28 protein-coding genes are annotated in these 26,494 nt (G+C 66.3%); 17 read left to right on the top strand and 11 right to left on the bottom strand.

The window, feature by feature from the left end; all coding sequences use genetic code 11:
- Nucleotides 1–72: 72 nt before the first annotated feature.
- Entirely contained in the window at nt 73–1,947 is a 1,875-nt protein-coding gene (locus J7I85_RS16870; protein ID WP_214853811.1) for an ABC transporter ATP-binding protein, read from the top strand.
- 84 nt (nt 1,948–2,031) lie between these two features.
- Here J7I85_RS16870 and J7I85_RS16865 read toward each other — a convergent pair whose 3' ends face one another.
- Nucleotides 2,032–2,883, bottom strand: coding sequence for an SGNH/GDSL hydrolase family protein (locus J7I85_RS16865; protein ID WP_214853809.1), 852 nt, complete (start codon nt 2,881–2,883; stop codon nt 2,032–2,034).
- 272 nt (nt 2,884–3,155) lie between these two features.
- Between J7I85_RS16865 and typA the strand changes: the two genes are divergently transcribed.
- Nucleotides 3,156–5,084 (top strand): translational GTPase TypA, encoded by a 1,929-nt coding sequence (gene typA, locus J7I85_RS16860; protein ID WP_214853807.1) that lies wholly within the window; start codon nt 3,156–3,158, stop codon nt 5,082–5,084.
- A 28-nt stretch (nt 5,085–5,112) separates the two neighbouring features.
- Nucleotides 5,113–5,499 (top strand): hypothetical protein, encoded by a 387-nt coding sequence (locus J7I85_RS16855; RefSeq protein WP_308159532.1) that lies wholly within the window; start codon nt 5,113–5,115, stop codon nt 5,497–5,499.
- Here J7I85_RS16855 and J7I85_RS16850 read toward each other — a convergent pair.
- A complete protein-coding gene (locus tag J7I85_RS16850) occupies nt 5,496–6,005 on the bottom strand; it encodes a helix-turn-helix domain-containing protein (protein ID WP_214853805.1) in 510 nt (169 codons plus the stop codon). The two genes, J7I85_RS16855 and J7I85_RS16850, sit on opposite strands and share 4 nt — an antisense overlap.
- Nucleotides 6,006–6,068: 63 nt before the next feature.
- Between J7I85_RS16850 and J7I85_RS16845 the strand changes: the two genes are divergently transcribed.
- Complete coding sequence (locus tag J7I85_RS16845) at nt 6,069–7,406, top strand: MFS transporter (RefSeq protein ID WP_214853804.1); 1,338 nt, start codon at nt 6,069–6,071, stop codon at nt 7,404–7,406.
- Nucleotides 7,407–7,416: 10 nt separating this feature from the next.
- Here J7I85_RS16845 and J7I85_RS16840 read toward each other — a convergent pair whose 3' ends face one another.
- Nucleotides 7,417–7,674: a hypothetical protein gene (locus J7I85_RS16840; RefSeq protein ID WP_308159531.1), complete on the bottom strand. Its 258-nt coding sequence runs from the start codon at nt 7,672–7,674 to the stop codon at nt 7,417–7,419.
- A gap of 154 nt (nt 7,675–7,828) precedes the next feature.
- Here J7I85_RS16840 and fdxA point away from each other — a divergent pair, with 154 nt between their 5' ends.
- From fdxA to J7I85_RS16815, 5 genes are all read left to right on the top strand, one after another.
- Nucleotides 7,829–8,155, top strand: coding sequence for a ferredoxin (gene fdxA / locus J7I85_RS16835; RefSeq protein ID WP_026265673.1), 327 nt, complete (start codon nt 7,829–7,831; stop codon nt 8,153–8,155).
- A 13-nt stretch (nt 8,156–8,168) separates the two neighbouring features.
- Nucleotides 8,169–9,308: a succinyldiaminopimelate transaminase gene (gene dapC / locus J7I85_RS16830; protein ID WP_214853802.1), complete on the top strand. Its 1,140-nt coding sequence runs from the start codon at nt 8,169–8,171 to the stop codon at nt 9,306–9,308.
- A gap of 296 nt (nt 9,309–9,604) precedes the next feature.
- Complete coding sequence (locus tag J7I85_RS16825; RefSeq protein WP_214853800.1) at nt 9,605–10,906, top strand: citrate synthase; 1,302 nt, start codon at nt 9,605–9,607, stop codon at nt 10,904–10,906.
- Between the two features lie 130 nt (nt 10,907–11,036).
- Complete coding sequence (locus tag J7I85_RS16820) at nt 11,037–11,675, top strand: TetR/AcrR family transcriptional regulator (protein WP_214853798.1); 639 nt, start codon at nt 11,037–11,039, stop codon at nt 11,673–11,675.
- A gap of 89 nt (nt 11,676–11,764) precedes the next feature.
- On the top strand, nt 11,765–12,376 hold the full coding sequence (locus tag J7I85_RS16815; protein WP_214853796.1) for a hypothetical protein: 612 nt from the start codon (nt 11,765–11,767) through the stop codon (nt 12,374–12,376).
- Nucleotides 12,377–12,423: 47 nt separating this feature from the next.
- On the opposite strand, the gene J7I85_RS16810 is transcribed toward J7I85_RS16815, so the two are convergent.
- Entirely contained in the window at nt 12,424–13,275 is an 852-nt protein-coding gene (locus J7I85_RS16810; protein WP_214853794.1) for a hypothetical protein, read from the bottom strand.
- A 78-nt stretch (nt 13,276–13,353) separates the two neighbouring features.
- Nucleotides 13,354–14,382 (bottom strand): 2,3,4,5-tetrahydropyridine-2,6-dicarboxylate N-succinyltransferase, encoded by a 1,029-nt coding sequence (gene dapD / locus J7I85_RS16805; RefSeq protein WP_214853792.1) that lies wholly within the window; start codon nt 14,380–14,382, stop codon nt 13,354–13,356.
- A 137-nt stretch (nt 14,383–14,519) separates the two neighbouring features.
- Between dapD and dapE the strand changes: the two genes are divergently transcribed.
- Nucleotides 14,520–15,644, top strand: a complete 1,125-nt coding sequence (dapE, locus tag J7I85_RS16800; protein ID WP_214853789.1) for a succinyl-diaminopimelate desuccinylase — start codon at nt 14,520–14,522, stop codon at nt 15,642–15,644.
- Between the two features lie 113 nt (nt 15,645–15,757).
- Here the strand turns inward: dapE and J7I85_RS16795 are convergent, their stop codons facing one another.
- The 4 genes from J7I85_RS16795 to J7I85_RS16780 form a co-directional block, all read right to left on the bottom strand.
- Entirely contained in the window at nt 15,758–16,597 is an 840-nt protein-coding gene (locus J7I85_RS16795) for an amino acid ABC transporter permease (RefSeq protein WP_214853786.1), read from the bottom strand.
- Nucleotides 16,594–17,244 (bottom strand): amino acid ABC transporter permease, encoded by a 651-nt coding sequence (locus J7I85_RS16790; RefSeq protein ID WP_214853783.1) that lies wholly within the window; start codon nt 17,242–17,244, stop codon nt 16,594–16,596. The genes J7I85_RS16795 and J7I85_RS16790 overlap by 4 nt, the downstream gene beginning before the upstream one ends.
- Before the next feature lie 100 nt (nt 17,245–17,344).
- Entirely contained in the window at nt 17,345–18,232 is an 888-nt protein-coding gene (locus tag J7I85_RS16785; protein ID WP_214853780.1) for a glutamate ABC transporter substrate-binding protein, read from the bottom strand.
- Between the two features lie 88 nt (nt 18,233–18,320).
- A complete protein-coding gene (locus J7I85_RS16780; protein WP_214853778.1) occupies nt 18,321–19,076 on the bottom strand; it encodes an amino acid ABC transporter ATP-binding protein in 756 nt (251 codons plus the stop codon).
- A gap of 106 nt (nt 19,077–19,182) precedes the next feature.
- On the opposite strand from J7I85_RS16780, the gene J7I85_RS16775 reads away from it, so the two are divergent.
- The 4 genes from J7I85_RS16775 to J7I85_RS16760 all read left to right on the top strand — a co-directional run bounded on the left by J7I85_RS16775 (nt 19,183) and on the right by J7I85_RS16760 (nt 22,205).
- Nucleotides 19,183–19,968 carry a TIGR00730 family Rossman fold protein gene (locus tag J7I85_RS16775; RefSeq protein WP_214853775.1) on the top strand — a complete coding sequence of 262 codons (786 nt, stop codon included), beginning with the start codon at nt 19,183–19,185 and terminating at the stop codon, nt 19,966–19,968.
- 79 nt (nt 19,969–20,047) lie between these two features.
- Nucleotides 20,048–20,464 carry a DivIVA domain-containing protein gene (locus tag J7I85_RS16770; protein WP_214853771.1) on the top strand — a complete coding sequence of 139 codons (417 nt, stop codon included), beginning with the start codon at nt 20,048–20,050 and terminating at the stop codon, nt 20,462–20,464.
- A complete protein-coding gene (locus tag J7I85_RS16765) occupies nt 20,461–21,780 on the top strand; it encodes a hypothetical protein (RefSeq protein ID WP_214853769.1) in 1,320 nt (439 codons plus the stop codon). Before J7I85_RS16770 ends, J7I85_RS16765 begins: the two co-directional genes overlap by 4 nt.
- 257 nt (nt 21,781–22,037) lie before the next feature.
- A complete protein-coding gene (locus J7I85_RS16760; RefSeq protein WP_104136505.1) occupies nt 22,038–22,205 on the top strand; it encodes a DUF3117 domain-containing protein in 168 nt (55 codons plus the stop codon).
- Between the two features lie 97 nt (nt 22,206–22,302).
- Here the strand turns inward: J7I85_RS16760 and J7I85_RS16755 are convergent, their stop codons facing one another.
- On the bottom strand, nt 22,303–22,935 hold the full coding sequence (locus tag J7I85_RS16755; protein ID WP_214853767.1) for an O-methyltransferase: 633 nt from the start codon (nt 22,933–22,935) through the stop codon (nt 22,303–22,305).
- A 317-nt stretch (nt 22,936–23,252) separates the two neighbouring features.
- Here J7I85_RS16755 and sigE point away from each other — a divergent pair, with 317 nt between their 5' ends.
- The 3 genes from sigE to J7I85_RS16740 all read left to right on the top strand — a co-directional run bounded on the left by sigE (nt 23,253) and on the right by J7I85_RS16740 (nt 25,297).
- Nucleotides 23,253–23,870 carry an RNA polymerase sigma factor SigE gene (gene sigE, locus J7I85_RS16750; RefSeq protein ID WP_003805137.1) on the top strand — a complete coding sequence of 206 codons (618 nt, stop codon included), beginning with the start codon at nt 23,253–23,255 and terminating at the stop codon, nt 23,868–23,870.
- Between the two features lie 233 nt (nt 23,871–24,103).
- Nucleotides 24,104–24,808, top strand: a complete 705-nt coding sequence (locus tag J7I85_RS16745) for an anti-sigma factor (protein ID WP_214853764.1) — start codon at nt 24,104–24,106, stop codon at nt 24,806–24,808.
- A gap of 90 nt (nt 24,809–24,898) precedes the next feature.
- A complete protein-coding gene (locus tag J7I85_RS16740; protein ID WP_214853761.1) occupies nt 24,899–25,297 on the top strand; it encodes a twin-arginine translocase TatA/TatE family subunit in 399 nt (132 codons plus the stop codon).
- A gap of 60 nt (nt 25,298–25,357) precedes the next feature.
- Here the strand turns inward: J7I85_RS16740 and J7I85_RS16735 are convergent, their stop codons facing one another.
- Nucleotides 25,358–26,485, bottom strand: a complete 1,128-nt coding sequence (locus J7I85_RS16735; RefSeq protein WP_214853758.1) for an Mrp/NBP35 family ATP-binding protein — start codon at nt 26,483–26,485, stop codon at nt 25,358–25,360.
- Nucleotides 26,486–26,494: the final 9 nt, after the last annotated feature.

Below are 26,494 nucleotides of genomic sequence, written 5' to 3'. Positions count from 1 at the left end.
ATAATTCAGTATTCCCGGCCGCAGCACTAATCAAAGCTGCTCCGCTGGCCCGGGTGGAAGGAAAACCCCAACATGTCTGACTACATCAGCCCTGACCGCCCGTCGTCGGACCCGCTGGAGCCGGACTCCATTGAGCCCGGCGCCGGACGGCGGAGGGCAGACGGGAAGGGTTCCGTCGTCCTCGAAGTGCGGGACCTCAGCGTCGACTTCGGCGTGGAAAAGAAGTGGGTGCCGGCCGCCATTGGCCTCAACTATGAGGTCCGCGCCGGCGAGGTCCTGGCCATCGTTGGCGAGTCCGGCTCGGGCAAGAGCGCCAGTTCCATGGCGCTGCTCGGCCTGCTGCCCAGCAACAGCAGGGTGTCCGGGAGCGTCAGGCTCTCCGGCAAGGAGCTGCTGGGCGCGGATGCGGCCAATATCCGCAGCGTCCGGGGCAAGGACGTGGCTGTCATCTTCCAGGAGCCCATGACGGCGCTGAACCCGGTCTACACGGTGGGCGCGCAGATCGTCGAGACGGTGCGGCTTCACAACGAAGTCTCACCTGACCAGGCCAAGGAGCGCGCGCTGCGGATGCTGGAGCTGGTGGAGCTGCCGGACCCGGTAAAGGCGTTCAAGTCCTACCCGCACCAGCTCTCCGGCGGCCAGCGGCAGCGTGCCATGATCGCGCAGTCGCTCTCCTGCGATCCCAAACTGCTGATCGCTGACGAGCCCACCACGGCCCTGGACGTCACGGTGCAGGCGGAGATTTTGGACCTGATGCGGAACCTGCGCAACAAGCTGGACAGCGCCATCGTCCTGATCACCCACGACATGGGCGTCGTGGCGGACCTGGCGGACCGGATCGCCGTCATGCGCAAGGGCCTGATCGTGGAGACCGGCACCGCGGAGCAGATCTTCCACAACCCCCAGCATCCCTACACCCAGGCGCTGCTTGCGGCCGTGCCGCACCTCGGCCAGGGCGGAACGGACACTGCGCCGGAGGTTGATGTGACAGCAGCGCTGGCAGCGGCCACCCATGCCGAGCTTGACTCCGTAGACCACGACGAACTGGTCCGCCGCGAGCGGGAGAACGCGGCGGCCCTGGCAGCCGCCGAATCCAGGGGACCCGTGGGGGAACCGGTCCTGGAGCTGACCGACGTCGCCATCGAGTACCCGAAGCAGGGCCGCGTGCCGGCCTTCCGCGCCGTCGAGGGCGCCAACCTGACCATCCATCCCGGGCAGGTGGTGGGCCTCGTTGGGGAGTCGGGATCGGGCAAGACCACCATCGGGCGTGCCGCCGTCGGACTGCTGCCGGTGGCTGCCGGAACGATGCGTGTTGTGGGGGAGGACATCTCCGCCGCGAAGAAGAACGGCAAGCAGCTGCACCAGGTGCGCCGCCACATCGGCATGGTGTTCCAGGACCCGTCCTCGTCCCTGAACCCGCGCCTGCCCATCGGCGAAAGCATCGGCGAGCCCATGTACCTTGCCGGCGTGGCGAAGGGCGCCGAACTGCAGAAGCGCATCGAGGCGCTGCTGGATCAGGTGGAGCTGCCGCGGAACTACCGGAACAGGTACCCGCACGAGCTGTCCGGCGGGCAGAAACAGCGCGTCGGCATTGCCCGGGCACTCTCGCTCAAGCCGAAGCTGATGGTGGCGGACGAGCCGACATCTGCGCTGGACGTGTCCGTGCAGGCCAGGGTCCTGGAGCTGTTCCAGAACCTCCAGCGTGAGCTCGGATTCGCCTGCCTTTTCGTCACCCACGACCTCGCCGTCGTGGACGTGCTGGCAGACCACATCTGCGTCATGCAGCGCGGCCGCATCGTGGAGCAGGGCTCCCGCGACCAGATCCTGCGCAACCCGCAGGAGGCCTACACGCAGCGGCTGCTTGCCGCCGTGCCCCTGCCGCATCCGGAAAAACAGCGCGAGCGCCGCGAACTGCGGGCACAGCTGCTGGCCACCGGAACGGAGTAGCGCGGCGCGAAGCAAAAGCAAGGGAGCCGGTGACCGCCATGGGCGGCCACCGGCTTCCTTCTGCTTTTTCGCTTAACAACGGCCTTAGGACAGGGCCAGCCCCAACTTCGCGAGCCTCTCACCCAGCAGCGCACCCAGGGCGCGGTGCCCGTCGCCGTTCATGTGGACGCTGTCCTTCAGCTGGGCCTCCAGCCCGTAACGCGTGAGCCAGTCCCCGACACTGACGAACGGAATACCGTGGTCCGCGGCGACGGTCCCCAGCAGCGCGTCCACCTCGGCGCGCCGGGCGCCGCCGTGCTCCGTTCCCTTGCCCAAGGTTCCCACCATGGCCAGCTTCGCGCCCGGGTACCGCTGCTTGATCGTCGTGATAAGCCGGTCTGCGTTGGCCGAGATCTGCTCGTCGCTCGCCCCTTGCTTCGCGTCGTTTCCGCCGCCCTCGATGACCACCAGCGGGGGGAAACCGTAGGGGAGGTGCCAGTCGCCGCGTTGCAGGGCCTCGACGTAGTTGCCGGTGGTGCCGTTGGCGGCGACGTAGCCGGTGCCGCCCTTGCCGCAGAAGAAGACGTCATAGCCCAGCCCTGCCAGGGCCTGGCGCGGCCAGCTGGCCTGCGGCTCGGACTGCGAGTCGCCGATCAGCAGTGCGGTGTGGGCGATGTTGCCCACGATTACCTCGTCCCGCCCGTTGGCCGGATTGCGGTATAGCGCTCCGGCCGGAAGGCTGGCGGGGTCGACGGCGGCCCCCAGCTCGCTCACGACCGCAGAACCGGCGGCCACGGCCTCACCGGGGGCGGCCACCGGGGCGGCGGCACGCGGCACCGCTGGCGCCGCCGATCCGGCACCGGACGACGGTTCCATTGCTGCGCCGCAGCCCGTCAAAAACACGCTGGCGGCGATGACCGGACCAATCAGGAGGGCCCGCGTCGAGGCTTGTAACATCCGTGGACTCCTGGCATGTTCGTAAGTGGTCTAGCAATAGTGGTGGATCACTTTCGGAAAAGCCAGTGATTTTGCTCACATGACGCCCCGTTGGATTCACGATTTGGTAACGGGTCCGGGCGCGTGTGCGGGCGCCCGTTTTAGGCCAATAAATGGCTCAGCGTTTAGACTGGAGGTAGGTGCCCTGTGTTAAGGGTCTGATCCGTCGTGCGTTCCGGTTGGAAATGTCGCGATACAACAGCTGACTTCACCACTGAATCGAGCAATAACGCATGTCTGAAACCACCACCAACACCGCGGTAGCAACTGCAGTTCGCAGTGACCTGCGCAACGTCGCGATTGTGGCCCACGTTGACCACGGCAAGACCACCCTCGTGGACGCCATGCTCAAGCAGACCAACTCCTTTGCCGAGCACAACCACCTCGAAGACCGTGTCATGGACTCCGGTGACCTGGAGCGCGAAAAGGGCATCACCATCCTGGCCAAGAACACCACGGTGGCCTACAACGGACCGTCCTCCAAGGGCGAAACCATCACCATCAACGTCATCGACACCCCCGGCCACGCCGACTTCGGCGGCGAAGTGGAGCGCGGGCTGTCCATGGTGGATGGCGTCGTTCTCCTCGTGGATGCGTCCGAGGGCCCGCTGCCCCAGACCCGCTTCGTCCTCCGCAAGGCCCTCGCCGCGCACCTGCCGGTGATCCTCCTGGTCAACAAGACCGACCGCCCGGACGCCCGCATCGAAGAGGTCGTCCACGAGTCCATGGACCTGCTCCTGGGCCTGGCCTCCGACCTCGCCGATGAGGTTCCCGACCTTGACCTGGACAAGATCCTCAACGTCCCGGTGGTCTACGCCGCCGCCAAGGTTGGCCGCGCCTCCCTCGAACAGCCCGCTGATGGCACCGCCCCGGAGAACGAGGACCTCGAGCCGCTCTTCAGCGCGATCATCGAGCACATCCCCGCCCCGACCTACAACCCGGAAGGTGTCCTGCAGGCGCACGTCACCAACCTGGACGCCTCCCCGTTCCTGGGCCGCCTCGCCCTGCTGCGCATCTACAACGGCACCCTCCGCAAGGGCCAGCAGGTTGCCTGGGCCCGCGCCAACGGTGAGCTCAAGACCGTCAAGATCACTGAACTCCTTGCCACCAAGGCGCTCGAGCGCGTTCCGGCCGAGTCCGCCGGTCCGGGCGAGATCGTCGCCGTCGCCGGCATCGAGGAGATCACCATCGGTGAGACCCTGACCGACGTCGAGAACCCCCAGCCGCTGCCCCTGATCACCGTTGACGATCCCGCGATCTCGATGACGATCGGTATCAACACCTCCCCGCTGGCCGGCAAGGTCAAGGGCGCCAAGGTCACGGCCCGCCAGGTGAAGGACCGCCTGGACAAGGAACTGATCGGTAACGTCTCCATCAAGGTTCTCCCCACCGAGCGTCCGGATGCCTGGGAAGTCCAGGGCCGCGGCGAGCTCGCGCTGGCCATCCTCGTGGAGCAGATGCGCCGCGAAGGCTTCGAGCTGACCGTGGGCAAGCCGCAGGTTGTCACTCGGACGGTCGACGGCAAGATCCACGAGCCGATGGAACACATGACCATCGACGTGCCGGAAGAGTACCTCGGCGCCGTAACGCAGCTGATGGCCGCCCGCAAGGGCCGCATGACCAACATGGCCAACCACGGCACCGGCTGGTGCCGCATGGAGTTCATCGTTCCTGCCCGTGGCCTGATCGGCTTCCGCACCAAGTTCCTCACGGACACCCGCGGCGCCGGCATCGCAGCCTCCATCTCCGAGGGCTACGAGCCCTGGGCCGGCCCGATTGAATACCGCACCAACGGTTCCATGGTGGCCGACCGCGCAGGCGTCGTGACCCCGTTCGCCATGATCAACCTGCAGGAACGCGGCTCCTTCTTCGTCAAGCCCACCTCCGAGGTGTACGAGGGCATGATCGTGGGCGAGAACTCCCGCGCCGACGACATGGACGTGAACATCACGAAGGAAAAGAAGCTCACCAACATGCGTGCAGCTTCCTCGGACACCTTCGAGAACCTGACGCCGCCGCGGGACCTGACCCTGGAAGAGTCCCTCGAGTTCGCCCGCGAGGACGAGTGCGTTGAGGTTACACCGGACGCCATCCGCATCCGCAAGGTCATCCTTGACACCAATGAGCGTGCCAAGGCCAACCGCGCGCGCGCGAAGGCATAACGACACCCTCCCGCAGGGAACCGAAATCGTGAACAGAAGAGCTGCCGGCATGGCAGGCGGCCTGGCCGCCGCCGTGCCGGCAGCTCTTTTTGCTGCCTTCGCCGGAACCGCGCTGCACCGTCAGGAGTTCGCTGCCGCCGGTTCCGCTCTGCCCATGGGTGCCGTGGCGGCGCTGCTGCTCCTGGCGTCGCTTCAGTTGTTCCTCGGGGCGGCGTTCCGGACGCTGATTCCGACGGCGGTGTGCGGCGCGGTCTGTTATGCCCTGGCCGGCTGGTGGTCCGGGATGGAGCCAGGCAAGCGGCTCATTGCCGGTGACCTGGCCGGAGGCATCTGGGTCTACGGGATCGTGGTGGTTACCGTCGCGATGCTGGCCTGGTGCAGGCGGTACAGCCGCCCGTCCGGTTCCGCCCGCTAGCCTGCCGCCGGGTCCCGGTGGTGCGCGATCATGAGTGAGGTGGCCTCGCCATCGTCGTCTGCGGGAAGTGCCATGTACTCCTCGATGACGGCGCGGAGCTTGGCCAGCATTTCCTCCCGTCTGGCGGCGTTGAACTTCACCCCGAGGCGCCACACCTCAATGTCCTCGGGCGGAAGGTCCCGGGTTTCCTGCAGGAACGTCTCGATGAGGATGGGCGCAACGTTGTCCACGGGGGTGCTCCACGACTTGCGGCTGGCGATGTAGGGTACCTCGGTGGCTCCCCGCCGCCCCTTCCGGCGGTCCTCGGCCACCAGGAACCCGGTCCGCACCAGGGTGCGGACGTGGTGGAGGCTGGAAGCGGGATTGAGGCCGAGCAGTTCGGCGATCTCCTTGTTGGTACGTGACTGGTGCAGGCATAAACGAAGAATCCTCAGCCGTAGCGGAGAACTTAGGGCGCGGCCCTTTGCCACCAGGTCTGCATCATCGCTTTCCGGCGGGGGTGTCATAGACGCCAGTGTAACGAGCAATGAACGATTGACATATGCCAATCACTGCCGGAAACTGAAGCAGTGACTGCCGAATCGACCGCGGTGGTCCCAACAGCACGAGCGCTGTGGCGGGACCGCAACTTCACCACCTTTTGGGCCGGCCAGGCGCTGGGACAGTTCGGCGCGCAGCTGGGCCAGTTGGCGTTCCCCGTGCTGGCCGTCAGCATGCTCCACGCGTCCGAATTCGAGGTTGGCGCGCTGACCGCCGCAGGCTTAGCCGCCTTCTTGGCTGTTGGGCTTCCAGTTGGGGCGTGGGTTGACCGCTGGCTGAAGCGGAAAACCATGATCGCCGCGAATCTGGTGCGGATGGCCGCCATGGCCGCCGTGCCTCTCCTCTGGTGGGGCGGCAGCCTGGAAATCTGGCACCTCTACGTCATCGCGGCGACCGTGGGAACGGCCACGGTGTTCTTCGACGTCGCGTACCAGAGCTACGTTCCGGTGCTGGTGGAGTCTCCGCAGGTGCGGGAGGCCAACTCAAAGCTGGAGGCGACCACCCAGGTTGCACGCATCGGCGGACCCGCCGTGGGCGGCTCGATGCTGGCGCTTGTCTCGGCTCCCGTGCTGTTCGTGGGGGAGGCCGCGGGCTACCTGCTCTCCGCGGTGTTCCTGGCCCGCACCCGGGACTCGGAAGTACGTGTGGCCCCGGCCGACCGGAGGCCGCTCCCTGCGGAAATCCGGGAAGGCCTCTCCTTTGTGCTCCGGCATCCGCTCATCAGCCGCATTGCGGCCTGTACCGCCGGAATGAACTTTTTCGGCACGCTGATCTTCACGCTGACGCCGCTGCTGGTGCTGCGCAATCTCGGGCTGGGGCCGCAGGGCTTGGGCCTGGTCATGACCGTTGGCGCGGCCGGCGGAGTGCTGGGCGCCGTGGCGGCGCCGAGGCTGGCCGCCCGCGCTGGCGAAGGCACGGTGATTCCGGTGTGCGCCGTGGTCAGCTCAGTTTTTCTGCTGCTCGTGCCGCTCGCCGGTGTCGTGCCCGAACCCGCAGTCTCACTGGTGCTGCTGGTGATCTCCGAATTCGGGTTTGGCTTCAGCGTCCTGGTGTACAACGTCGTGCAGCTCACCATGCGCCAACGGGTTTGCCCGTCCCGGCTTCTCGGCCGCATGAATGCGTCCATCCGGTTTGCCGTGTGGGGCGTGATTCCGTTGTCGGCCCTGGCCTCGGGGTACCTTGGCGAGCACATAGGGCTGGTGGCCACCATGATGATCGGAGCGGCTGGCAGTCTCCTGGCCGCCGCCCCGGTCCTGTTCTCTCCTTTGCGCACGATGCGCACGCTTCCGGACGGGGTGGAGACGGGTGGGATGCGGGCAGATGGTTCCGCGGAAGCCGAGGTGTTGGACGAAAAGGACAGGGCCTAGGCCCGGGCTGTCAGCCCGCGGCTGGCGGGGCCAGCCGTGAACCCCGCCGCGGAGCTGCCGGCGGCACCTGTTTGGCGGCCACCACGCTGTCAAGGGGAATGCCGACGTCGGACCTCCGGGTCCGCACGGTGCACTCACTTTCGCCGCACTCCAGAAGGTCTCCCAGCGCATCCGTAAAGCCGCCGTCGATCCTGTAGCGCACCACGACGCGCGTTCCGACGGGGGCCGTGGCCAGGAACTGCCGGGGAGTTGGTGTCGTCGGACTCACCCGTCCATCGTATGACCTGTCCGGAGTGTGACGCGCCCGCTTCGTTAGCGGGACGGGCCTGGGAGATAATAGGCTCTGAAGTGGACAGCCCGGCATGCAGGCCGGATGCAGCAACCGGCCAGCCGCCGGGAATCAACGTGGAGAGGCAAGGGACGTGACGTACGTAATCGCGCAGCCGTGTGTAGATGTTAAGGACAAGGCATGCATTGAGGAGTGCCCCGTCGATTGCATCTACGAAGGCGAACGCTCCCTCTATATCCATCCCGATGAGTGCGTCGACTGCGGTGCATGCGAGCCCGTCTGCCCGGTGGAAGCCATCTACTACGAGGATGACACCCCCGAGGAATGGGCAGACTACTACAAGGCGAACGTCGAGTTCTTTGACGACCTCGGCTCCCCGGGCGGCGCCGCCAAGGTGGGCAATACCGGCAAGGACCACCCGATGATTGCAGCGCTCCCGCCGCAGAACCAGGACCACTGAGGCGGACCCCTTCGTGACTACAGCTGTGCGCAGTTTCGGCCTTAGCCTGCCCGACTACCCGTGGGAAGCGATGGCGCCGTACCTCGCCAAAGCGGCTGAACACCCCGGCGGTGCGGTGAACCTGTCCATCGGCACGCCCGTGGACCCGACGCCGCCGGTCATCCAGGACGCGCTGAAGGCAGCCGCGGATGCGCCGGGTTACCCCACGGTGCACGGCACGCCCGCGCTCCGGGAGGCCATCGCGGCGTGGTTCGCCCGCCGCCGCGGCGTCGAGGGGCTGGACCCCAGCGCCGTCATGCCGACCGTGGGCTCCAAGGAACTCGTGGCGTGGCTGCCTTTCCTGCTGGGCCTTAAGCCGGGAGATGTCGTCGTCCGGCCCACGGTCGCCTACCCCACCTATGACATCGGGGCCACGTTCGCCGGGGCCACGGCGGTTGCGGCTGATGACCTCGACGAGCTGGACGCGGCCACCCGGGCGAAGGTCCGGCTGGTTTGGGTCAACTCGCCGGGCAACCCCACCGGCAGCGTCCGCGACGCCGCGTCGCTGAAGAAGATCGTGGACCAGGCGCGCGCAATCGGCGCCCTGGTGGCATCCGATGAGTGCTACGCCGAGCTTGGCTGGGGCGAGTGGGACCTGCAGCGCGGGGGACAGGCTGTTCCGAGCATCCTGGATCCGCGCGTCGCCGGTGCGTCCCACGACGGGCTCCTCGCCGTGTACTCGCTGAGCAAGCAGTCCAACCTGGCCGGCTACCGGGCCGCCTTCGTCGCCGGTGATGCGGCCCTCATGGCCAACCTCGTCAACAGCCGCAAGCACGCCGGCATGATCGTGCCGTACCCGGTGCAGGAAGCCATGCGGGTGGCACTGGGCGACGACGCGCACGTCCTGGAGCAGAAGGACCTGTACCGCGGACGGCGGGAGCGGCTCCTGCCGGCGCTTGAGTCCTTCGGGCTGACGCTGCACGAGTCCGCCGCCGGCCTGTACCTGTGGTGCACGGCGGGCGAAGCAACCTGGGACACCGTGGCACGCCTCGCGGAGCGGGGGATCGTGGTGGGTCCGGGTGTGTTCTACGGCGACGCGGGGCACGGCTATGTTCGCGTGGCCCTCACCGGAACCGACGAACGGATCGACGCCGCGGTGGCCCGCCTGGCATAGCGGTTTCCCAGTTTTCGCATTGTGGTCATGCCGCGACAAGCGTGACTTTTGGCGCTGGGAACGCCGTAACAATGATGTGACTCGCGCCACAACTGGCCCGTTTTGGGGATGATTTGGCGCTTCCGGATTAGTGGCAGCCCGCAAGTGGCGGTAGTTTTTAACTGACTATCAATGGTGGCTTTCTACAAGAAGGCAGCACGGCCGTTGGATGTCCCGCCGTGCGGGATCCCGCGCGGCTCACCTGATGTTGGATATAGCTTTCTAGCGAGGCCAAGAGGCCTCATGAAGGGGACTCCATGACTGAGACCACCAGCGCTACTGAGACCACCAGTGCGATCTTGCGCCACGCAGGCGGCGAACTCGAACTTCCGCGCATCAAGGTTGTTGAGGGAAACGAAGGCTACGACGTTTCCAAGCTACTGAAGCAGACCGGCGCCGTTGCCTTTGACCCTGGCTTCATGAACACGGCCGCCACGACGTCGGCCATCACCTACATCGACGGCGACGCAGGCATCCTGCGGTACCGCGGTTACCCGATCGAGCAGCTTGCCCAGCACTCCAGCTTCCTGGAAGTCTCGTACCTGCTGATCTACGGCAATCTCCCGACGCCGGCCGAACTGGAGGACTTCGACCAGAAGATCCGCCGCCACACCCTGCTGCACGAGGAGCTTAAGGGCTTTTTCGGCGGCTTCCCCCGGGACGCGCACCCGATGCCCGTGCTGTCCTCGGCTGTGTCCGCGCTGTCCACGTTCTACCAGGACTCGCTGGACCCGTTCAATGACGAGCAGGTGGAGGTTTCCACCATCCGCCTGATGGCGAAGCTGCCGGTCATTGCGGCCTACGCGCACAAGAAGTCGATCGGGCAGCCGATGCTGTATCCGGACAACTCCCACAACCTGGTGGAGAACTTCCTGCGCCTGAGCTTCGGACTGCCGGCCGAGCAGTACGAGGTGGACCCGGTAGTCGCCAAGGCGCTGGACCTGCTCCTCATCCTGCACGCCGACCACGAGCAGAACTGCTCGACCTCCACGGTCCGGCTGGTCGGTTCCTCCAACGCCAACCTCTTCGCCTCCGTGTCCGCAGGCATCAACGCGCTCTTCGGCCCCGCCCACGGCGGCGCCAACGAGGCCGTGCTGAAGATGCTGCGCCAGATCCAGGCCGACGGCACCAAGCCCGAGGACTACATGGAGAAGGTCAAGAACAAGGAAGACGGCGTCCGCCTCATGGGCTTCGGTCACCGCGTTTACAAGAACTACGACCCGCGCGCCAAGATCGTCAAGGCCACGGCTCACGAGATCCTCACGAAGCTCGGCGGCAACGACGAACTCCTGGACATCGCCTTGCGCCTCGAAGAGAAGGCCCTGAATGATGACTACTTCATCCAGCGCAAGCTGTACCCGAACGTGGACTTCTACACCGGCCTGATCTACAAGGCCATGGGCTTCCCGGAGAAGATGTTCACCGTGCTGTTCGCCATCGGCCGCCTGCCGGGCTGGATTGCCCAGTGGCGCGAGATGATCAACGATCCCAACACCAAGATCGGCCGTCCGCGGCAGCTCTACACAGGTGAGCCCGAGCGGCAGTACCCCGCCCGCTAATCCCCACCGGCTCCCAACTAAGGGGCCAATTCACGACGGCGGCCGTCCACCTTCCCGGTGGGCGGCCGCCGTCGGCGTTAACGGCTGCGCGCCGCCGCGGTTTGGGGGCACACCCGTGCTAAAAACAAGAGTGCCGAAAATCGTGGACGCCGAGCAGCGCCGGCAGGAGATCGTTGGCGCGGTGTGCAGGATCATCGCCACGGACGGACTGGAACGCGCGTCCCTGCGGGAAGTGGCGGATGAGGCGGGCCTCGCGGTGGGCTCCGTGCGGCACTACTTCGACAGCAGCGATGACCTGCTGGCCTACTCCTTTGCAGCTGTTTCCGACCGCATCCTGACGCGCCTCAACAAAGCGCTAATAGGGTTGGGGCCCGCAGCCAGTGACCCGCACACCAGCCGTGCCGTATTAACACTGCTGGGCGAATTCCTGCCGCTGGACGACGAGCGCGCCCTGGATGCGTGCGCCTGGCTGGCGTTCAGGAACGCGGCGCGGATCCGGCCCTCCCTGGCCGCCGAGGCGGACAGGAGCCACCGGGCCGTGGCCGCCGTCGTCGGCCAGGTGATCACCCGGCTCCTGCATGAGGACGATACCACCGGGGCCGATGCCGGACCGCAGCTTGTGACTGCGGCCGAACACCTGCTGGCCACCCTCGACGGGCTGGCCATGCATGCCCTGCTTCAGCCGGGCTGGATGTCGCCGGAAATGTGCCGCGACGTGCTCGAATTCCACGTCGCGGGCCTCCGCAGGAGGCTCGGTGCCAGCCATTAACGTCCCCGGGCTGGGGTAATAGACTGAAAGCCGGAGAGCGGGTGGCCGGCACAACGGGGCGGAAAACGAGATGCCAAGGAGGCATACGCATGCAGCACACAGGCGGTCCAGGCTGGCGAATCACTATGGACACGTCGGGGCCCATGCTTATTGCCCTTTACATACGTGATGTTGCCGGGCTCGACGGCGCAGGCTTTCCCGCGCTTTCGCATGCCGCGCCGAAGGTCCGCCACGTGGACCATGCCCATCTCACCGCCGAAGTGGGCGGTATCGGCGCCCTGAAAACTGAGTGGGAAGCCTGGTGGGAGCAGCTGCTGAAGGCCCACCCGCAGATGTCTCCTGAGCTGTCGCCCCCGGGATTCCGGTCCTTCGCCAACTCGCCGGCGCTGCGCAAGGTCCTGCAGGCGCACTTCGGGGCAGCCCTGACCTGGGCTCGGGAGCGGCGCGCGGAGTACGCCGAGCTGGAGGCCGAACGCGTGGCCGGAGGCTCCGCGCACCTGCTCGAGGACATCGTGGAGGACCGGCTCCTGGAAGTCGGCCGGGACTCACGGGACTTTGCGCTGACGATCATCGAGCTGCCGCTGGATGAGCAGCGGGCGTGGTACCTGGAACCGGACAAGATCATCATGAGCCACGAGCTGCTCTCGCAGCCCGAGGTGTTCCGCAGCTACGTGCAGCCGGTCGTGGAGATCCTCGTTTAAGTCCGCAGATTTCAGGACGTCCGCGCATTCAGGACCCGGCGTCAGATTCAGGACCCGGCAGCAGCAAGCGTGATGGCCACCCGGCCGCCGGCATCCGGTGCATCCTGCCACCCGTTTCGGGCCTTCCTGTCCCACCGCTTTCCGTCCACGTCCACGCGTTCCACCGAATACTCTTTGGCGTTTGCCACCGCCCAGTGGGCCACGGACCAGGCGAAGCTGTCGGCGACGTCCACCTCCAGCGTTTGGCCGGAGGCCGCCGTGGGGATGGTTCCGTAGGCGGCTTCCAGCTCAGTGAGCAGGGCGGCGGGGTTGCCGGCAGTGTCCGGTGAGCGGAGCGTGCAGTTCAGGGCAGCGGGCGTCTCACCCGTCAATGCCGAGGCGAAGGACCGTCCCATGGCCTCGTGCTCGGCGTAGGCAGTCGGGTAGGCGGAGCGCTGTACGCGCTGGGCGGCGTCGGTGATTTCCAGGGTGGCATAGCCGGGCACCTTCACGAGGGCATCATAGAAGGCGTTCGTGGCATGGATCGGGTCCATGACCTGGTCCTGGGTGCCCCAGCCCTGGGACGGGCGCTGCTGGAAGAGGCCCCTGGAGTCGGGGCCGGCAAGGTCGCCGTGGCCGATGTTCCGAAGCTTGGATTCCTGCATGGCGGTGGCCAGGGCAATGCTGGCTGCCCGCGGAGGGAGCCCGCGGCGCACCGAGACAGCCGTGATCAGCGCCGCCTTCGCGGCCTGGTCGGTGGCCAGATCGGACCGCTGTGAGCCGATGGCGGCGGTGCATTCCTCGGTGATCAGCTGCTCGGAGCGCTGCAGCAAAGTGGCCGCGGTGTAGATGCCGCCGGCGACCAGGGCGAGGGAGAGGCCGGTGATGACAGCCCCGCGCAGCCTGCGTCTGCGTGTCACGTTGTTACTCCAGCAATCTGCCGGCACGCCCGTCTGGATGGCGTGCCGGCTATGTCCTCACGGTCGGTTGGCGTGCGGTCAGTTGGCGTGCAGGGCGTCGTTCAGCTCCACGGTCTGGCCCTGGCGGGGCAGGACTTCAACTTCACCGGTGGTGGAGTTACGGCGGAACAGCAGGTTCGGCACGCCGGACAGCTCCACGGCCTTCACGATCTTGCTGGTGTCCTCGCCGTCGGCGTCCTTAGGGCCGGCAAGGCGGACGCGGGTGCCTGCCGTGACGTACAGCCCGGCTTCCACCACGGAGTCGTCCCCGATGCTGATGCCCACGCCGGAGTTGGCGCCCAGCAGGACGCGCTGGCCCAGGGACACCTTCTCCTTGCCGCCGCCGGAGAGGGTGCCCATGATCGAGGCGCCGCCGCCGACGTCGGTGCCGTCTCCGGCCACCACACCGGCGGAGATGCGGCCCTCAACCATGGAGGTCCCCAGCGTGCCGGCGTTGAAGTTCACGAAGCCTTCGTGCATGACGGTGGTGCCGTCGGCCAGGTGGGCGCCCAGGCGCACGCGGTCGGCGTCGGCAATGCGGACGCCCGCCGGAACGACGTAGTCCACCATGCGCGGGAACTTGTCCACGCCGTAGACGGTGACCGCGCCGCGCTTGCGCAGCTTGGCGCGGGTCAGTTCGAACCCGTCCACGGCGCACGGGCCGAAGTTGGTCCAGACGACGTTAGGGAGCTTGCCGAAGATGCCGTCCAGGTTGATGCTGTTGGGCCGGACCAGGCGGTGCGAGAGCAGGTGCAGGCGCAGGTAGGCATCGGCGGTGTCCGCCGGGGCCTCGTCCAGGTTGATCTGGACGAACACCACCTTCTGCTCGGTGCCGCGGTCGGCGTCAGTGCCGGCGGCCGCGATGTCCGTCAGGGTTTCGTCGGCGTTTTCCACCGCGCGGAGGCTTTCGGTGGCCACACCGAGGGCGGGGGCGGGGAACCAGGTATCCAGCACGGTGGCTTCGCCGTTCCGCGTGGCGATGGTGGCTACGCCGAATCCATAGGCCGACCGGGATTCGTCGGACAGTGTCTGGGCAGCGGGCACGGCGGAAGAAGCGGTTTCAGTCATGCGCCAAGTCTATCGAGACGACGTGCACGCACCGAAACCGGTCCGCACATATCTGAGTCGCATTTCAGGGCGTTCCCGGCGCTGGGAACGCCCTGAGCTGCTACCCGGTTGGGACGGCAGGCGCGGGATACAGTGGGATGGTGATTGCCGAAACAGCCCCCGTGACCCTTGACCTGCGCCAGGACGTGGCATTGCTGACCGCCGCGCTGATCGACATCAACAGCGTCTCCGGCAACGAGCGCCAGCTTGCGGACGCCGTCGAGTCGGCACTCCGCCAACTCCCCGGCTTCGAACTGGTACGTGACGGCGACTCCATCATCGCCCGGACCAACCTCGGCCGCAGCGAACGGGTCATCCTGGCAGGCCACCTGGACACCGTGCCGCTGCCCGTTACGGAAGACTCGCTGGGAACGGTGCCGTCCACCTGGCCGTCCGGGGTCCCCGGCGACGGCGTCCTGTACGGCCGCGGCGCCACGGACATGAAGGGCGGCGTTGCGGTCCAGCTTGCACTGGCAGCGTCCATGTTCGACGGCGAGGCGGAACCGAGCAAGGACGTCACCTTTGTGTTCTACGACCATGAGGAGGTGGAGGCCGTCAAGAGCGGGCTCGGCCGGCTGGTGCGGAACCATGGCGGGCTCCTCGGCGGCGACTTTGCCATCCTGCTCGAACCGACCGACGGTACCGTCGAGGGCGGCTGCAACGGCACCATGCGGTTCCACGCCACTACGTCCGGCGAGGCGGCCCACTCCGCCCGGGCCTGGATGGGCCGCAATGCGATCCACGCCGCCGCGCCCATACTGGAACGTCTCGCGGCGTACAGCCCGCAGACCGTGACCGTGGACGGCCTCGACTACCGCGAAAGCCTGAACGCGGTGAAGATCCACGGCGGCACCGCGGGCAACGTCATCCCGGACCGCTGCGTGGTGGAGATCAACTACCGCTTCGCCCCGGACAAGACCCCCGACCAGGCCGAAGAGCACGTGCGCGCGCTGCTGGACGGGTTCGACGTCGTCCGCACAGACAGCGCCGCCGGCGCGCGCCCGGGACTGAACCACCCTGCCGCCGCGTCCTTCGTGGCCGCCGTGGGCGGCGAGCCGAAACCCAAATACGGCTGGACCGACGTCGCCCGCTTCAGCGAACTGGGCATCCCGGCAGTGAACTTCGGGCCCGGCGACGCGCTGCTGGCCCACAAGGACAACGAACACGTGGAGGCCGATGCCGTCCGCACCTGCCTGCGCGCACTGCAGACGTGGCTGTCCTGAGCATGCTGCCCTGAACCTCAGACGTCTGGGCACTGGCAGAGAAGCACGAAGGGTCCGCAGCCGGATGGCTGCGGACCCTTCGCCATTAATGCCTGCCGTTTATCTCACGACGTTTACTTGATTACGGTGGACACGCCGGCGGTGGGGGCCTTCGCCACTCCGCCGGCGGCCTTCTTGGAACCGCGCCGCTCAATCCAGATGGCCAGCCTGGAGACGGCCAGGTTGATGGCGATGTAGATGGCCGCGGCCACGAAGAAGACCGGGAACAGGAACTGCGGGCCCAGGAAGTCCGCCATCACCTGCACTGCGCGCAGCAGTTCACCGTAGGCAACGATGTACCCCAGCGACGTGTCCTTCAGCAGGACCACGAGTTGCGCAACGAGGGACGGCAGCATGCGGCGGACGGCCTGCGGCAGTTCGATGGTCAGCCGGGACTGGAAGCTGGTCAGGCCGATTGCCAAACCTGCTTCACGCTGGCCGCGTGGGAGGGACTGGATGCCGGCGCGGATGATCTCCGCGAAGATCGCGGCGTTGTAGAGGACCAGGCCTGTCACCACGGCGATGAACGAGCTGGTGGCGAAGACCAGCAGCACAAACAGCATCATCAGGACCACGGGCATGCCGCGCAGGAACTCGAGCACGATCCTGGTGGGAATCCTGATCCAGGCGACGTCGGAGATGCGCATCAGGCACAGCAGAAGCCCCAGCGGAAAGGCAATGACTGCTGCAATGGCCGCCGCGGCCAGCGTCGCGCCGATGCCGCTGGCGATCAGCGACCAGACGTCAGCCTGGCCGAAGATCGCCCAGCGCTGTGCCTGGAAGATCCCCTGCTGGGCCAGGGTCATCACGGCCCACGCCAGCAGGGCAGCGATCAGCACGACGCCGATCACTGACCCGATCAGCGAGACGCGGCGGGCCTTGGGGCCGGGGACGTCGTAGAGAACCGAACTCATCGTGCGATCGCCACCTTTCGTTCGACCTGGTGGGCGAGATAGCCCAGCGGCACGGTGATCAGGAGATAGAAGAAGGCAACCCCCACCAGCACCCACATGACGGCGTCACCATGGTCATTGGCCAGCTGCTTGCCGTAGCCGAACAGCTCCAGCACGTAGAAGGCGCCGGCAACCGAGGAGTTCTTGACGAGCGCGATGAGGATGTTGATCATCGGCGGGATCACGGTGCGGAGCGCCTGCGGAAGGATGATGAGGGAGAGTACCTGGCCGAATTTCATGCCGATGCTGCGGGCTGCCTCGGCCTGGCCGACAGGAACGCTGTTGACGCCCGAGCGCACAGCCTCGGCAATGAAGGCAGCGGTGTAGGCGCTCAGGGCGATGATGGCCGCGACCTCGAACTGCTGGAAGGTCACGCCCAGGCGGGGAAGGACCACCGCCGCGAAAAAGAAGGCAATGGTCAGCGGGGTGTTACGCACAACCTCCACGTAGGCCATGCTGAAGCCGCGGAGTGCTGCAACAGGGGAGACGCGGGCGGCGGCCAGCAGCGTGCCTGCCACCAAGGCGATGATGCCGGAAACGGCGGCCAGGAACAGGGTTCTGAGAAAGCCGTCCCAGTATTGGGGGAGGCTATCAATGATGACGTCCATAGGATCCTTTAGCTGCGTTCAGGGGAATGTGCGGAAAACGGAAGCGGCGGTTACCGGCAGGCTGTGGCATGCACAGCCGCCGGTAACCGCCACGATCGTCTTAGTAGCGGTCGATGGCCGGAAGTTCCGGTGCCGTCTTGATGACCGCGCCGGCCGTGTCTTCCCAGGCCTTCTTGTAGGAGCCGTCCTTGGAGAAGCTTTCCAGCTGGTCGTTGACCCAGTTGCGGAACTCCGTGTCGCCCTTCTTCAGGCCGATGCCGTAAGGCTCCTTGGTGAAGGTCTCGTCGGATGCCAGCTTGAACGCGTCCGGTTCCTTGTTGACGAAGCCGGCCAGGATGACGTTGTCCGTGGTGACGGCTTCAACCTGCTTGTTGCGGAGCGGCTCGAGGCAGGCCGAGTAAGTGGCGGCCGGAACCAGGACTGCGCCGTACTTCTGCACGATGGTGGAGGCCGGGGTGGAGCCCGTCACGGAGCAGACGTTCTTGCCCTTGACGTCCTCGGGCTTGGTGATGGACGTGTTGTCCTTGTTCACCATCAGTGCCTGGCCGGCTTCGTAGTACGGGCCGGCGAAGTCGACTTCGGTCTTGCGCTTGTCGTTGATGGTGTAGGTGGCCACGATCAGGTCCACCTTGCCCTGCTTGATGAACTGCTCGCGGTTGGCGGAGACGGTCTCGACCCATTCAATTTTGTCTGCGGGGATGCCCAGCTTGGCGGCGAGCAGCTTGCCGATTTCGACGTCGAAACCGACAGGCTTGCCGTCCAGGCCCTTTTGGCCGAACAGCGGCTGGTCGAACTTGGTGCCGATGGTCACTTTGCCGGCCGAGGCGAGCTTTTCCATGGCGGTGCCTGCAGCGAAGCTGGGCTTCTCGACCGGAGTGGGGTTGGACCCGGTCCCGGTGCCGCCGCCGCCGCAAGCGCTCAGTGTAAGAGCGATGGCCGCGGATGCTGCTGCCAGAAGGGATTTCCTTCGGGTCAAAAATGCCTTCATGACATTCCTTTCATTGGGCGGCCGCCGATGACGGCCTGGGTGCGAATTCGGGTGGTCTTGAAGTTGGTGGGGACTGCTGGATCGGTTGTCAGTGCGTGAGCAGCTTGGACAGAAAGTCTTTGGCGCGGCTGCTCTTGGGCTTGGTGAAGAACTCTTCGGGTGTGTCGTCCTCGACGATCTGGCCGTCGGCCATAAAGACCACCCGGTCCGCGGCCTTGCGGGCGAAACCCATCTCGTGGGTGACCACGATCATGGTCATGCCCTCCTTGGCCAGCTGGATCATGACGTCGAGGACTTCGTTGATCATTTCCGGGTCCAGCGCGGAGGTGGGCTCATCGAAGAGCATGACCTTCGGCTTCATGGCCAGGGCGCGGGCGATCGCGACGCGCTGCTGCTGGCCGCCGGAGAGCTGAGCCGGGAGCTTGGGCGCCTGGTGGCCCACGCCCACGCGCTCAAGCAGGGCCATGGCCTCCTTGTCCGCCTCCGCCTTGGAGACGCCCTTGACCTTGATGGGGCCAAGCGTCACGTTCTCCAGAATGGTCTTGTGCGCGAACAGGTTGAACGACTGGAACACCATGCCGACGTCGGCGCGCAGCCGGGCGAGCTCCTTGCCCTCCTCGGGCAGCCGCTTGCCGTCAATGGCGATGTCGCCGTCGTCGATGGTTTCCAGCCGGTTGATCGCCCGGCACAGTGTGGACTTCCCCGAACCTGACGGGCCGATGACCACAACCACCTCGCCCTTGCGGACCTGGAGGTTGATGTCCTTCAGAACGTGCAGCTGACCGTAATGCTTGTTGACGGCATTCAGAGAGACGAGTGCATCGCCGGGCAGTTGAGTAGTCATAAGTAAGAATCTAGCGAACATTGCCCGGTTATGACTGGAATCACCCCAACTTCCCGCTGATCGTAATTCAAGAGATACCTGCAGGTCAGCAGGTTAGCCTTGGGGGATGAGCATCAACGCAGATCCGTCAAAATCAGTACAGCCCCGCCGGAAAGGGCCCCTAGAGCTGCGCCGCAAACAGGCCGCGGTGGAGATGTCGGACCAGCGGTTGCTCGACACCAAAGGTCCCGGTCACTTCATCCACACCGACCCCTGGCGGGTCATGCGGATCCAGAGCGAGTTCGTGGAGGGCTTTGGTGCCCTCTCCGACCTGGGCCAGGCGGTCAGCGTCTTCGGCTCGGCGCGCACCAAGCCCGGAAGCGCGTTCTACGACATGGGCGTCGAGGTGGGGCGCAAGCTGGCCGAAGCCGGCGTGGCCGTCATCACCGGCGGCGGACCGGGCTCGATGGAAGCAGCCAACAGGGGAGCCGTGGAAGGCAACGGCGTCTCCGTTGGCCTCGGCATCGAGCTGCCGTTCGAGCAGGGCCTGAACCAGTGGGTGGACCTGGGCATCAACTTCCGCTATTTCTTCGCTCGGAAGACCATGTTCGTGAAGTACGCCCAGGGCTTCATCGTTCTTCCCGGCGGTCTCGGCACCCTTGACGAGCTCTTTGAAGCCATGGTCCTCGTCCAGACGCAGAAGGTGACCTCGTTCCCGATCGTCCTGCTGGGCGCGTCATTCTGGGGTCCGATGATCGAATGGATCAGGGGGACCCTGGTGGCTGAGGGAATGGTCTCGGAAAAGGACCTGGACCTCATCCAGGTGGTGGACTCTCCGGAGGAAGCAGTGAATTTCGTCCTCCATGGCCATGTCCGGGCGCCGTCCTCCGACGAGGACCAGCGCCCCGAGTAGCAGCTGCCCGGACACGCGGCCTGGGCAGCAGCTGCCGGACTAGGCAGCAGGCGGGGCTGCGTCTGGCACGATTGGTGGTGTGAGTTTCTTCCTCGTTTTCCTCGCCATCGTCCTGATTGGAGCCACCGTCCTCATCGGGACCGACCTCGGGGCGGGCATGCTGCGGAGGAAACGCGGCCGCGCGCCTCTCGCCAGAGACGGCTTCAACGACGGGTTCGATGAACCCGTCGCGTCCCTGCCACCCGTACTGCTCCCCGACGACGCAAAACCGGCCGACGTCGACCATGTTCGGTTTGCGCTGGGGCTGCGGGGTTACCGGATGGACCAGGTGGACCAGGTGCTGGACGACCTGCGGGACCAGCTGGCCGCCAGGAACGCTGAAATAGAAAGCCTCCGGCAGCAGTTGAGCGCCCGTGCCGAACCATTGGCCGCTGTCGAACAGCCGGCCGCCCAATTGGCCCGGGCCGAACAGCCGGCCGCCGAGGACCGGACGTGAGCTCCCCAATGCCGCCTCCGGGCCCGCTGCCGCCAGCAACAGCCGAACCCCCGTCGTCGGATCACGGGACGCGGCTGGACACGGTGTTCCGGACCGCCGCGGCACGGCTCGGTGGCCGCCTGGTCCGCTGGCCGTGGTGGGCCCAGGTGGCCGCGGTGTACGTGGCCGCCCGGTTGGTCAGTGCCGGCATCTTCATGTCGGCCGCCCTGCACCAGGGATTCAACCCCTGGTTCCCGGCCAAGCCCGACTACTGGAACTTCATCAACATCTGGGACGCGCGGTGGTACGAGTCCGTCATGACCGGCGGGTACCCGAACGAACTGCCGGTGGATGCGGCCGGCAGCGTGCAGGAGAACACCTGGGCCTTCTACCCGCTGTTTCCAACGCTGGGGCGGATGCTCTCCGCTGCCACCGGCCTCAGCCCCGCCGCCGCCCTCATCCTGACCGCGATGCTCGCCGGACTGGCGGCCTCGCTGGTGGTCTACGTGCTGTTCCGCACGAGGGCAGCCCACTGGCCGGCCCTGTGGGGCGTCGCATTCTTCTCCACCTTTCCCGTCTCGCCGGTGCTCCAGGTGCCGTACGCGGAATCCCTGAACCTCCTGCTGCTGTCCGCAGCGCTGCTGCTGGTTGTCCGGCGCCGGTACCTGTGGGCCATTCCCGTGGTTCTGGCCATGTGCCTGTCCCGGCCCACGGGTGTTCCGTTCGCTGCGACCATCGGCATCCTGTTCCTGTACCGCGCCGGTGAGGCATGGTTCGGGGCGCGGAACCAGGGACTGGCCGCCAAGGGTCGTCGCATCCACGGCCGGAACGAACTGTGGTCCCTCGCCGGGCTGACCGCCGTCAGCGGTGCAGGCGCCCTCGCCTGGCCCGCCGTCGCGTGGGCTGCCACCGGCGACATCGCTGCGTACACGAAGACCGAGACCGTCTGGCGCGGACACGACCTGGTGCCCTTCAAACCCTGGTTCGACACCGGCGTCCTGCTGTTTGGGCCGGTGCTGGGGCTCGTGGCACCGTTCGTCTTCGTGGCGGTGTTCGGGCTCTTTATGGCCTCGCCGCCGGTCCGCCGGCTGGGAACAGAACTCCGGCTGTGGTGTGTGTGCTACATGGGATACCTCGTGGTCTTCCTGCATCCGCAGACCAGCACCTTCCGCATGTTGCTGCCACTGTTTCCGCTTGCCCTGGCCGCCGCACTCGTTTCCCGGTCGCGGGCCTACCGTGGCGCGGTGATCACGATGTTTGTCCTGCTGCAGATCGTGTGGGTGGTGTGGCTCTGGGCGTGGGCGCAGCTGCCGGGCGGAGGGGACTATCCGCCGTGACGGGCCGGAGGTTCCCAATAGGTTTCCCCAGATCAGTCCGCAGAAGGGCGGAGGAATCTGCAGGTGAACGGATTGTCCATCGATTAGCTACAGACGGGTAATTACAGGATAATAGCTAATAAGCAAGGACAAAAAGCATTCGCACTGTTCAGCCTTGGCGGCTGCCGAAAGGCCCGCCAGAGCGGCATTGTTTTGACCACGCGGACTCAGCCCGGCCGGGCTGCTCGGTCCTGGGACTACTGGAGGGGATATTCCTCATGGCGGCTATGAAACCACGCACCGGCGACGGCCCTATGGAAGTAACCAAGGAGGGCCGCAGCCTGATCATGCGTGTGCCGCTCGAAGGCGGGGGCCGGCTCGTGGTTGAACTCAACGCCGCTGAGGCGGCCAACCTCAAGGACTGCCTCGTCGGCGCCACCGAATAAGAGTAAAGGCAGGGCCCGCAGCCGAAAGGCTGCGGGCCCTGCCTTTTTCGTCTTCCTGGCCTGCCTGGGCCGGCCAGCCTATTTCTAACCGGCCAGCCTATTTCTTGACCGCTACCAGCAGCCCGTCACCGGTGGGGAGCATGGCGGAAGCCAGCCGGTCGTCGTCGCGCACGACCCTGCCCACCTGGCGCAGCACAACGGTGGTTGCGTCACGGGCCGCAGGGTTGGACACCCGGTCCTTGTCCAAGGCGTCATTGACGATCAGCAGGCCGCCGGTCTTGAGCAGGCGTACGGCCTGCTCCACGTAGCGGGGAAAGTTGGGCTTGTCGCCGTCGATGAAGACGAGGTCATAGGCGGCGTCGGTGAGCCTCGGCAGGACATCACCGGCGCGGCCGGAAATGGTGCGGGTGCGGTTGGCCGGGCTGCCTGACTCCTGGAACGCTTCCCGGGCGGCCTTCAGGTGCTCGACGTCCACGTCAATGGTGGTGAGCACGGCCTGCGGACCGAGACCGCGGAGCAGGCAGACGCCCGAGACGCCGGCGCCGGTACCGATCTCGACGGCGGTCTGCGCCTTGGATGCCGCCGCCAGCACAGTCAGCACCGCGCCAACGCCACGGCCGATGGGCGTCACGCCAAGCTCGAACGAACGCTCCCGGGCGCGCAGCAGGACCTCATCCTCAGCAGGCAGATCTTCTGCATAGGACCAGCTCGTGGACTTATCGGCGCTCATGGATTTCGCTTTCTGGGCGGCAGGGGGCATGTTATTACAGCGTACTTGGTTGGACGGCGCCCGAGGGGCAAGTGACAGCGGGCACGCCTGTGATGGCGGATACTGTTCTGTTGCCCGGCGGAGGGTGAAGAAATTTACGGAATGCTGGCAGGAAATGCGGGCCAAAATTTGCGCCTATAGCAAAGTGGGGCCCCGCAGTCAGGAAATTCCCAGCCAACTTTGACATGATAATAATCCGCTCATCCAAGTGGTGATCGGCGCCGAATCAATGATGTAAAGCACGTCAGGCGTTATTACATCCACGAGGGGAGTGGACGATGTCAGCATCCGTTGCGGCACCTGTCCCTGCAACTGAAGAGCAAGCTGCCGAGTGGGCCATGCCCACGTGGGAAGAAGTGGTCACCAACCACTCCGCCAAGGTGTACAGGCTCGCCTACCGGCTTACCGGTAACAAGTACGACGCCGAGGACCTCACCCAGGAGGTGTTCGTCCGCGTCTTCCGCTCCCTGGAGAACTTCAAGCCGGGAACCCTGGACGGTTGGCTGCATCGGATCACCACCAACCTCTTCCTGGACCAGGCACGGCGCAAGAGCCGGATCCGGTTTGACGCGCTGGCCGAGGATGCCGAATCACGGCTGCCCGGCCGTGAACCCGGCCCCGAGCAAAGCTTCGAACTCAACAACCTGGATCTCGACGTCCAGGCAGCCCTCGAGGAACTCCCGCCGGACTTCCGTGCCGCCGTCGTCCTGTGCGACCTTGAGGGACTGTCGTACGACGAAGTCGCCGAGGCCCTGGGCGTGAAGCTGGGCACGGTGCGTTCACGCATTCACCGCGGCCGGACCATGCTCCGCGAAAAGCTTGCCCACCGGGATCCGCGCCCGCAGCAGGCGCGCAAGCCGCGGCTGAAGATGCCCCGCATCGCGGGCGTTCTCTGATCGGCGACATGCGTCGGCTACATCGCTTGCTGGAGGGGCTCAGAAAGAACACGGGGTTCCCGCCGCTTGCCGGTCGGCACCCGCAGACAACGGATCACATCCGTGCGTGCGCCGAATGCGCCAGCGCGCTGCACCGGCAGCGCCAATACATTGAGCGGCTCCGTACTGCCGCAGTCCCGGCCGCCAGTGATGAACTGACAGCGCGGCTCCTGCTCCGCACCCAGCAATTGGCCATGGCGCCGGCCCCCATTGCACGGCCCAGCCGGATGATGCTGGCGGGGCTGGCCGGTGGGGTAGCCGTGGTGGCGGCAGGGGCCGTCGCGGCCGGAGCCTACACTGTTGCCGGTGAACCCGGGCAGTACGCCGCGGGCACGGCCTCGCTCTATGGCCAGGCCGGGCATTCCCCGGGAACAGACAGCCGCCTCGCCGCGCTGCGGTCCTCCGGCTGGACCTGCCCTGAACTGCGTGCCATGGGTTTCCGCCTGGTATCTGCCAGCACGACGGTGCTGGCGGGCCGGCCCACAGTGGAGCTGCGCCTCACCGACGGGCAGCATAGTGCGAGGATTCTGGAACAGCACCAGGGGCCGCCGGCTGCGCCGTCTCCGGTCAACCCGCTGACAGGCCACCCGGCGGGAAGCGACGGTTACGTTGCAGCTGATCCGCCGGGAGCGACGGCGGACGGCCGGGTCTGGGTCAAGGCGGGGCCGCCGTGGAGCGCGATCTACCAGACACCACAAAGCACCTTCACCTACGTGTCGGACCTGCCCGCCGCCTCGGCCGACGATGCTTTGCCGATGCTGGCAGCGCCCGGAAGCGTGGCCGGTCCGGGTTTGGACGCCGGGACCGGTACGGCCGGCGGCAGTACCGCCGGGGAGGAGACTGTCCTCGACCGGGTGGAACGCGGCCTCCTTAAAATAGCCCGCCAGTTGGGGCTTTGAGACGCTTCCCCGTCCCTGCGGCATGCCCCCAGGGGGCGCGGGCCGGGTCGAAATCGTCACTGCCTCCCCGGAAAGGGTAATCTTCCTAAAGTGTTTGGAATCAACGGCCCGGAGTTTATCCTTCTGCTGCTCATCGGCATTCTGGTGATCGGCCCCCAGCGGCTGCCCGAATACACCCAGAAACTGGCAAACCTGGTCCGCGAAGTGCGTCGGATGGCTTCCGGTGCGCGGGAGCAGATCAAGGAAGAAGTCGGCATCGACATCGATGACGTCGACTGGAAGAAGTATGACCCCCGCCAGTACGACCCGCGGCGCATCATCAAGGAAGCGCTCCTCGAAGACGACACCAAGCCGGTCAGCGCCGGCGGTCCGGCGGCAGTAGCCGCTGCGGCATCAGCCGCCGCTTCCTCCACCGAGGAGCGGCCGGCGCGCATCATCGAAAGCCTTGGCGTGGGCGAGCGGGCCCCCTTCGATTCCGAGGCCACGTAACCGGGTTAGACAAGCTCAATCAGCGGGGTTTCGACTAGCTCAACCAGCGGGCCTAATCAATCAGCGGGGCTGGACGTCCAGCTTCATCCCGGCCAGTCCCCGCGGCCTGGCCGCGAGCTTCCCTGCTATGCCGGACAGCGCCACTGCTGCAGGCGTGTCCGGGCCGCCCAGGACGATGGGCTTGCCTGAGTCGCCGCCTTCCCGCAGGAGTATATCCAGCGGAATCTGGCCCAGCAGCGGCACGTCCGTGCCCGTCGACGCGCTGAGCCTCTCGGCGAGCACCTCCCCGCCGCCGGTGCCAAACAGGTCCATCCGGCCGCCGTCGGGCATTTCCAGGAACGACATGTTCTCGATGACCCCGGCCACCGTCTGCCCCGTCTGGGTGGCGATGGCACCCGCACGCTCTGCGACGTCGGCCGCGGCGGCCTGGGGAGTGGTGACCACCAGGATCTCGGCCTTGGGCAGCAGCTGCGCCACCGAGATGGCGATGTCACCGGTGCCCGGCGGGAGGTCCAGGAACAGCGCATCAAGGTCGCCGAAGTAGACATCGGTGAGGAACTGCTCGAGGGCTCGGTGCAGCATGGGTCCGCGCCAGGCCACGGGCTGGTTGCCGGTGACGAACATGCCGATGGAAATGACCTTCACGCCGTAGGCCACCGGCGGGAGGATCATGTCGTCCACACGGGTGGGGGCCTGGGTGATCCCCATGAGGGCCGGCACCGAGAAGCCGTACACGTCCGCGTCCACGATACCCACGCGCAGCCCCTGTGCCGCGAGGGAACAGGCGAGGTTGACCGTCACCGAGGACTTGCCCACTCCGCCCTTGCCGCTGGCCACCGCGAAAACCTTGGTGAGGGATCCCGGCTGGTTGAACGGGATGCCGCGCACACCGCCGGGGCCGCGGAGCTGCTCCTTCAGTGCGTCGCGCTGCGCCTGGGTCATGACCTTGAGATCGACCTCGACGGCGGCCACACCTGGCACGTCCAGCAGTGCCGCCTCGGAGTCCCTGGTGATGGTGTCGCGCAGGGGGCAGCCGGCAATGGTGAGCAGCACCGCAAGGCGGACGGTCCCGTCGTCGGAGATCTCCACGGAATCAACCATGCCCAGTTCGGTGATGGGGCGCCGGAGTTCCGGGTCGATGACGGTTGCGAGGGCAGCGTTGACTGCCTGAAGGAGTGTGGTGCTCATGCCGTGGTG

The organism is Arthrobacter sp. ISL-65, assembly GCF_018613795.1.
Lineage (GTDB): Bacteria > Actinomycetota > Actinomycetes > Actinomycetales > Micrococcaceae > Arthrobacter.
The sequence above is the reverse complement of the archived record's forward strand: the minus strand, read 5'-3'. Positions and strand labels throughout refer to the sequence as shown.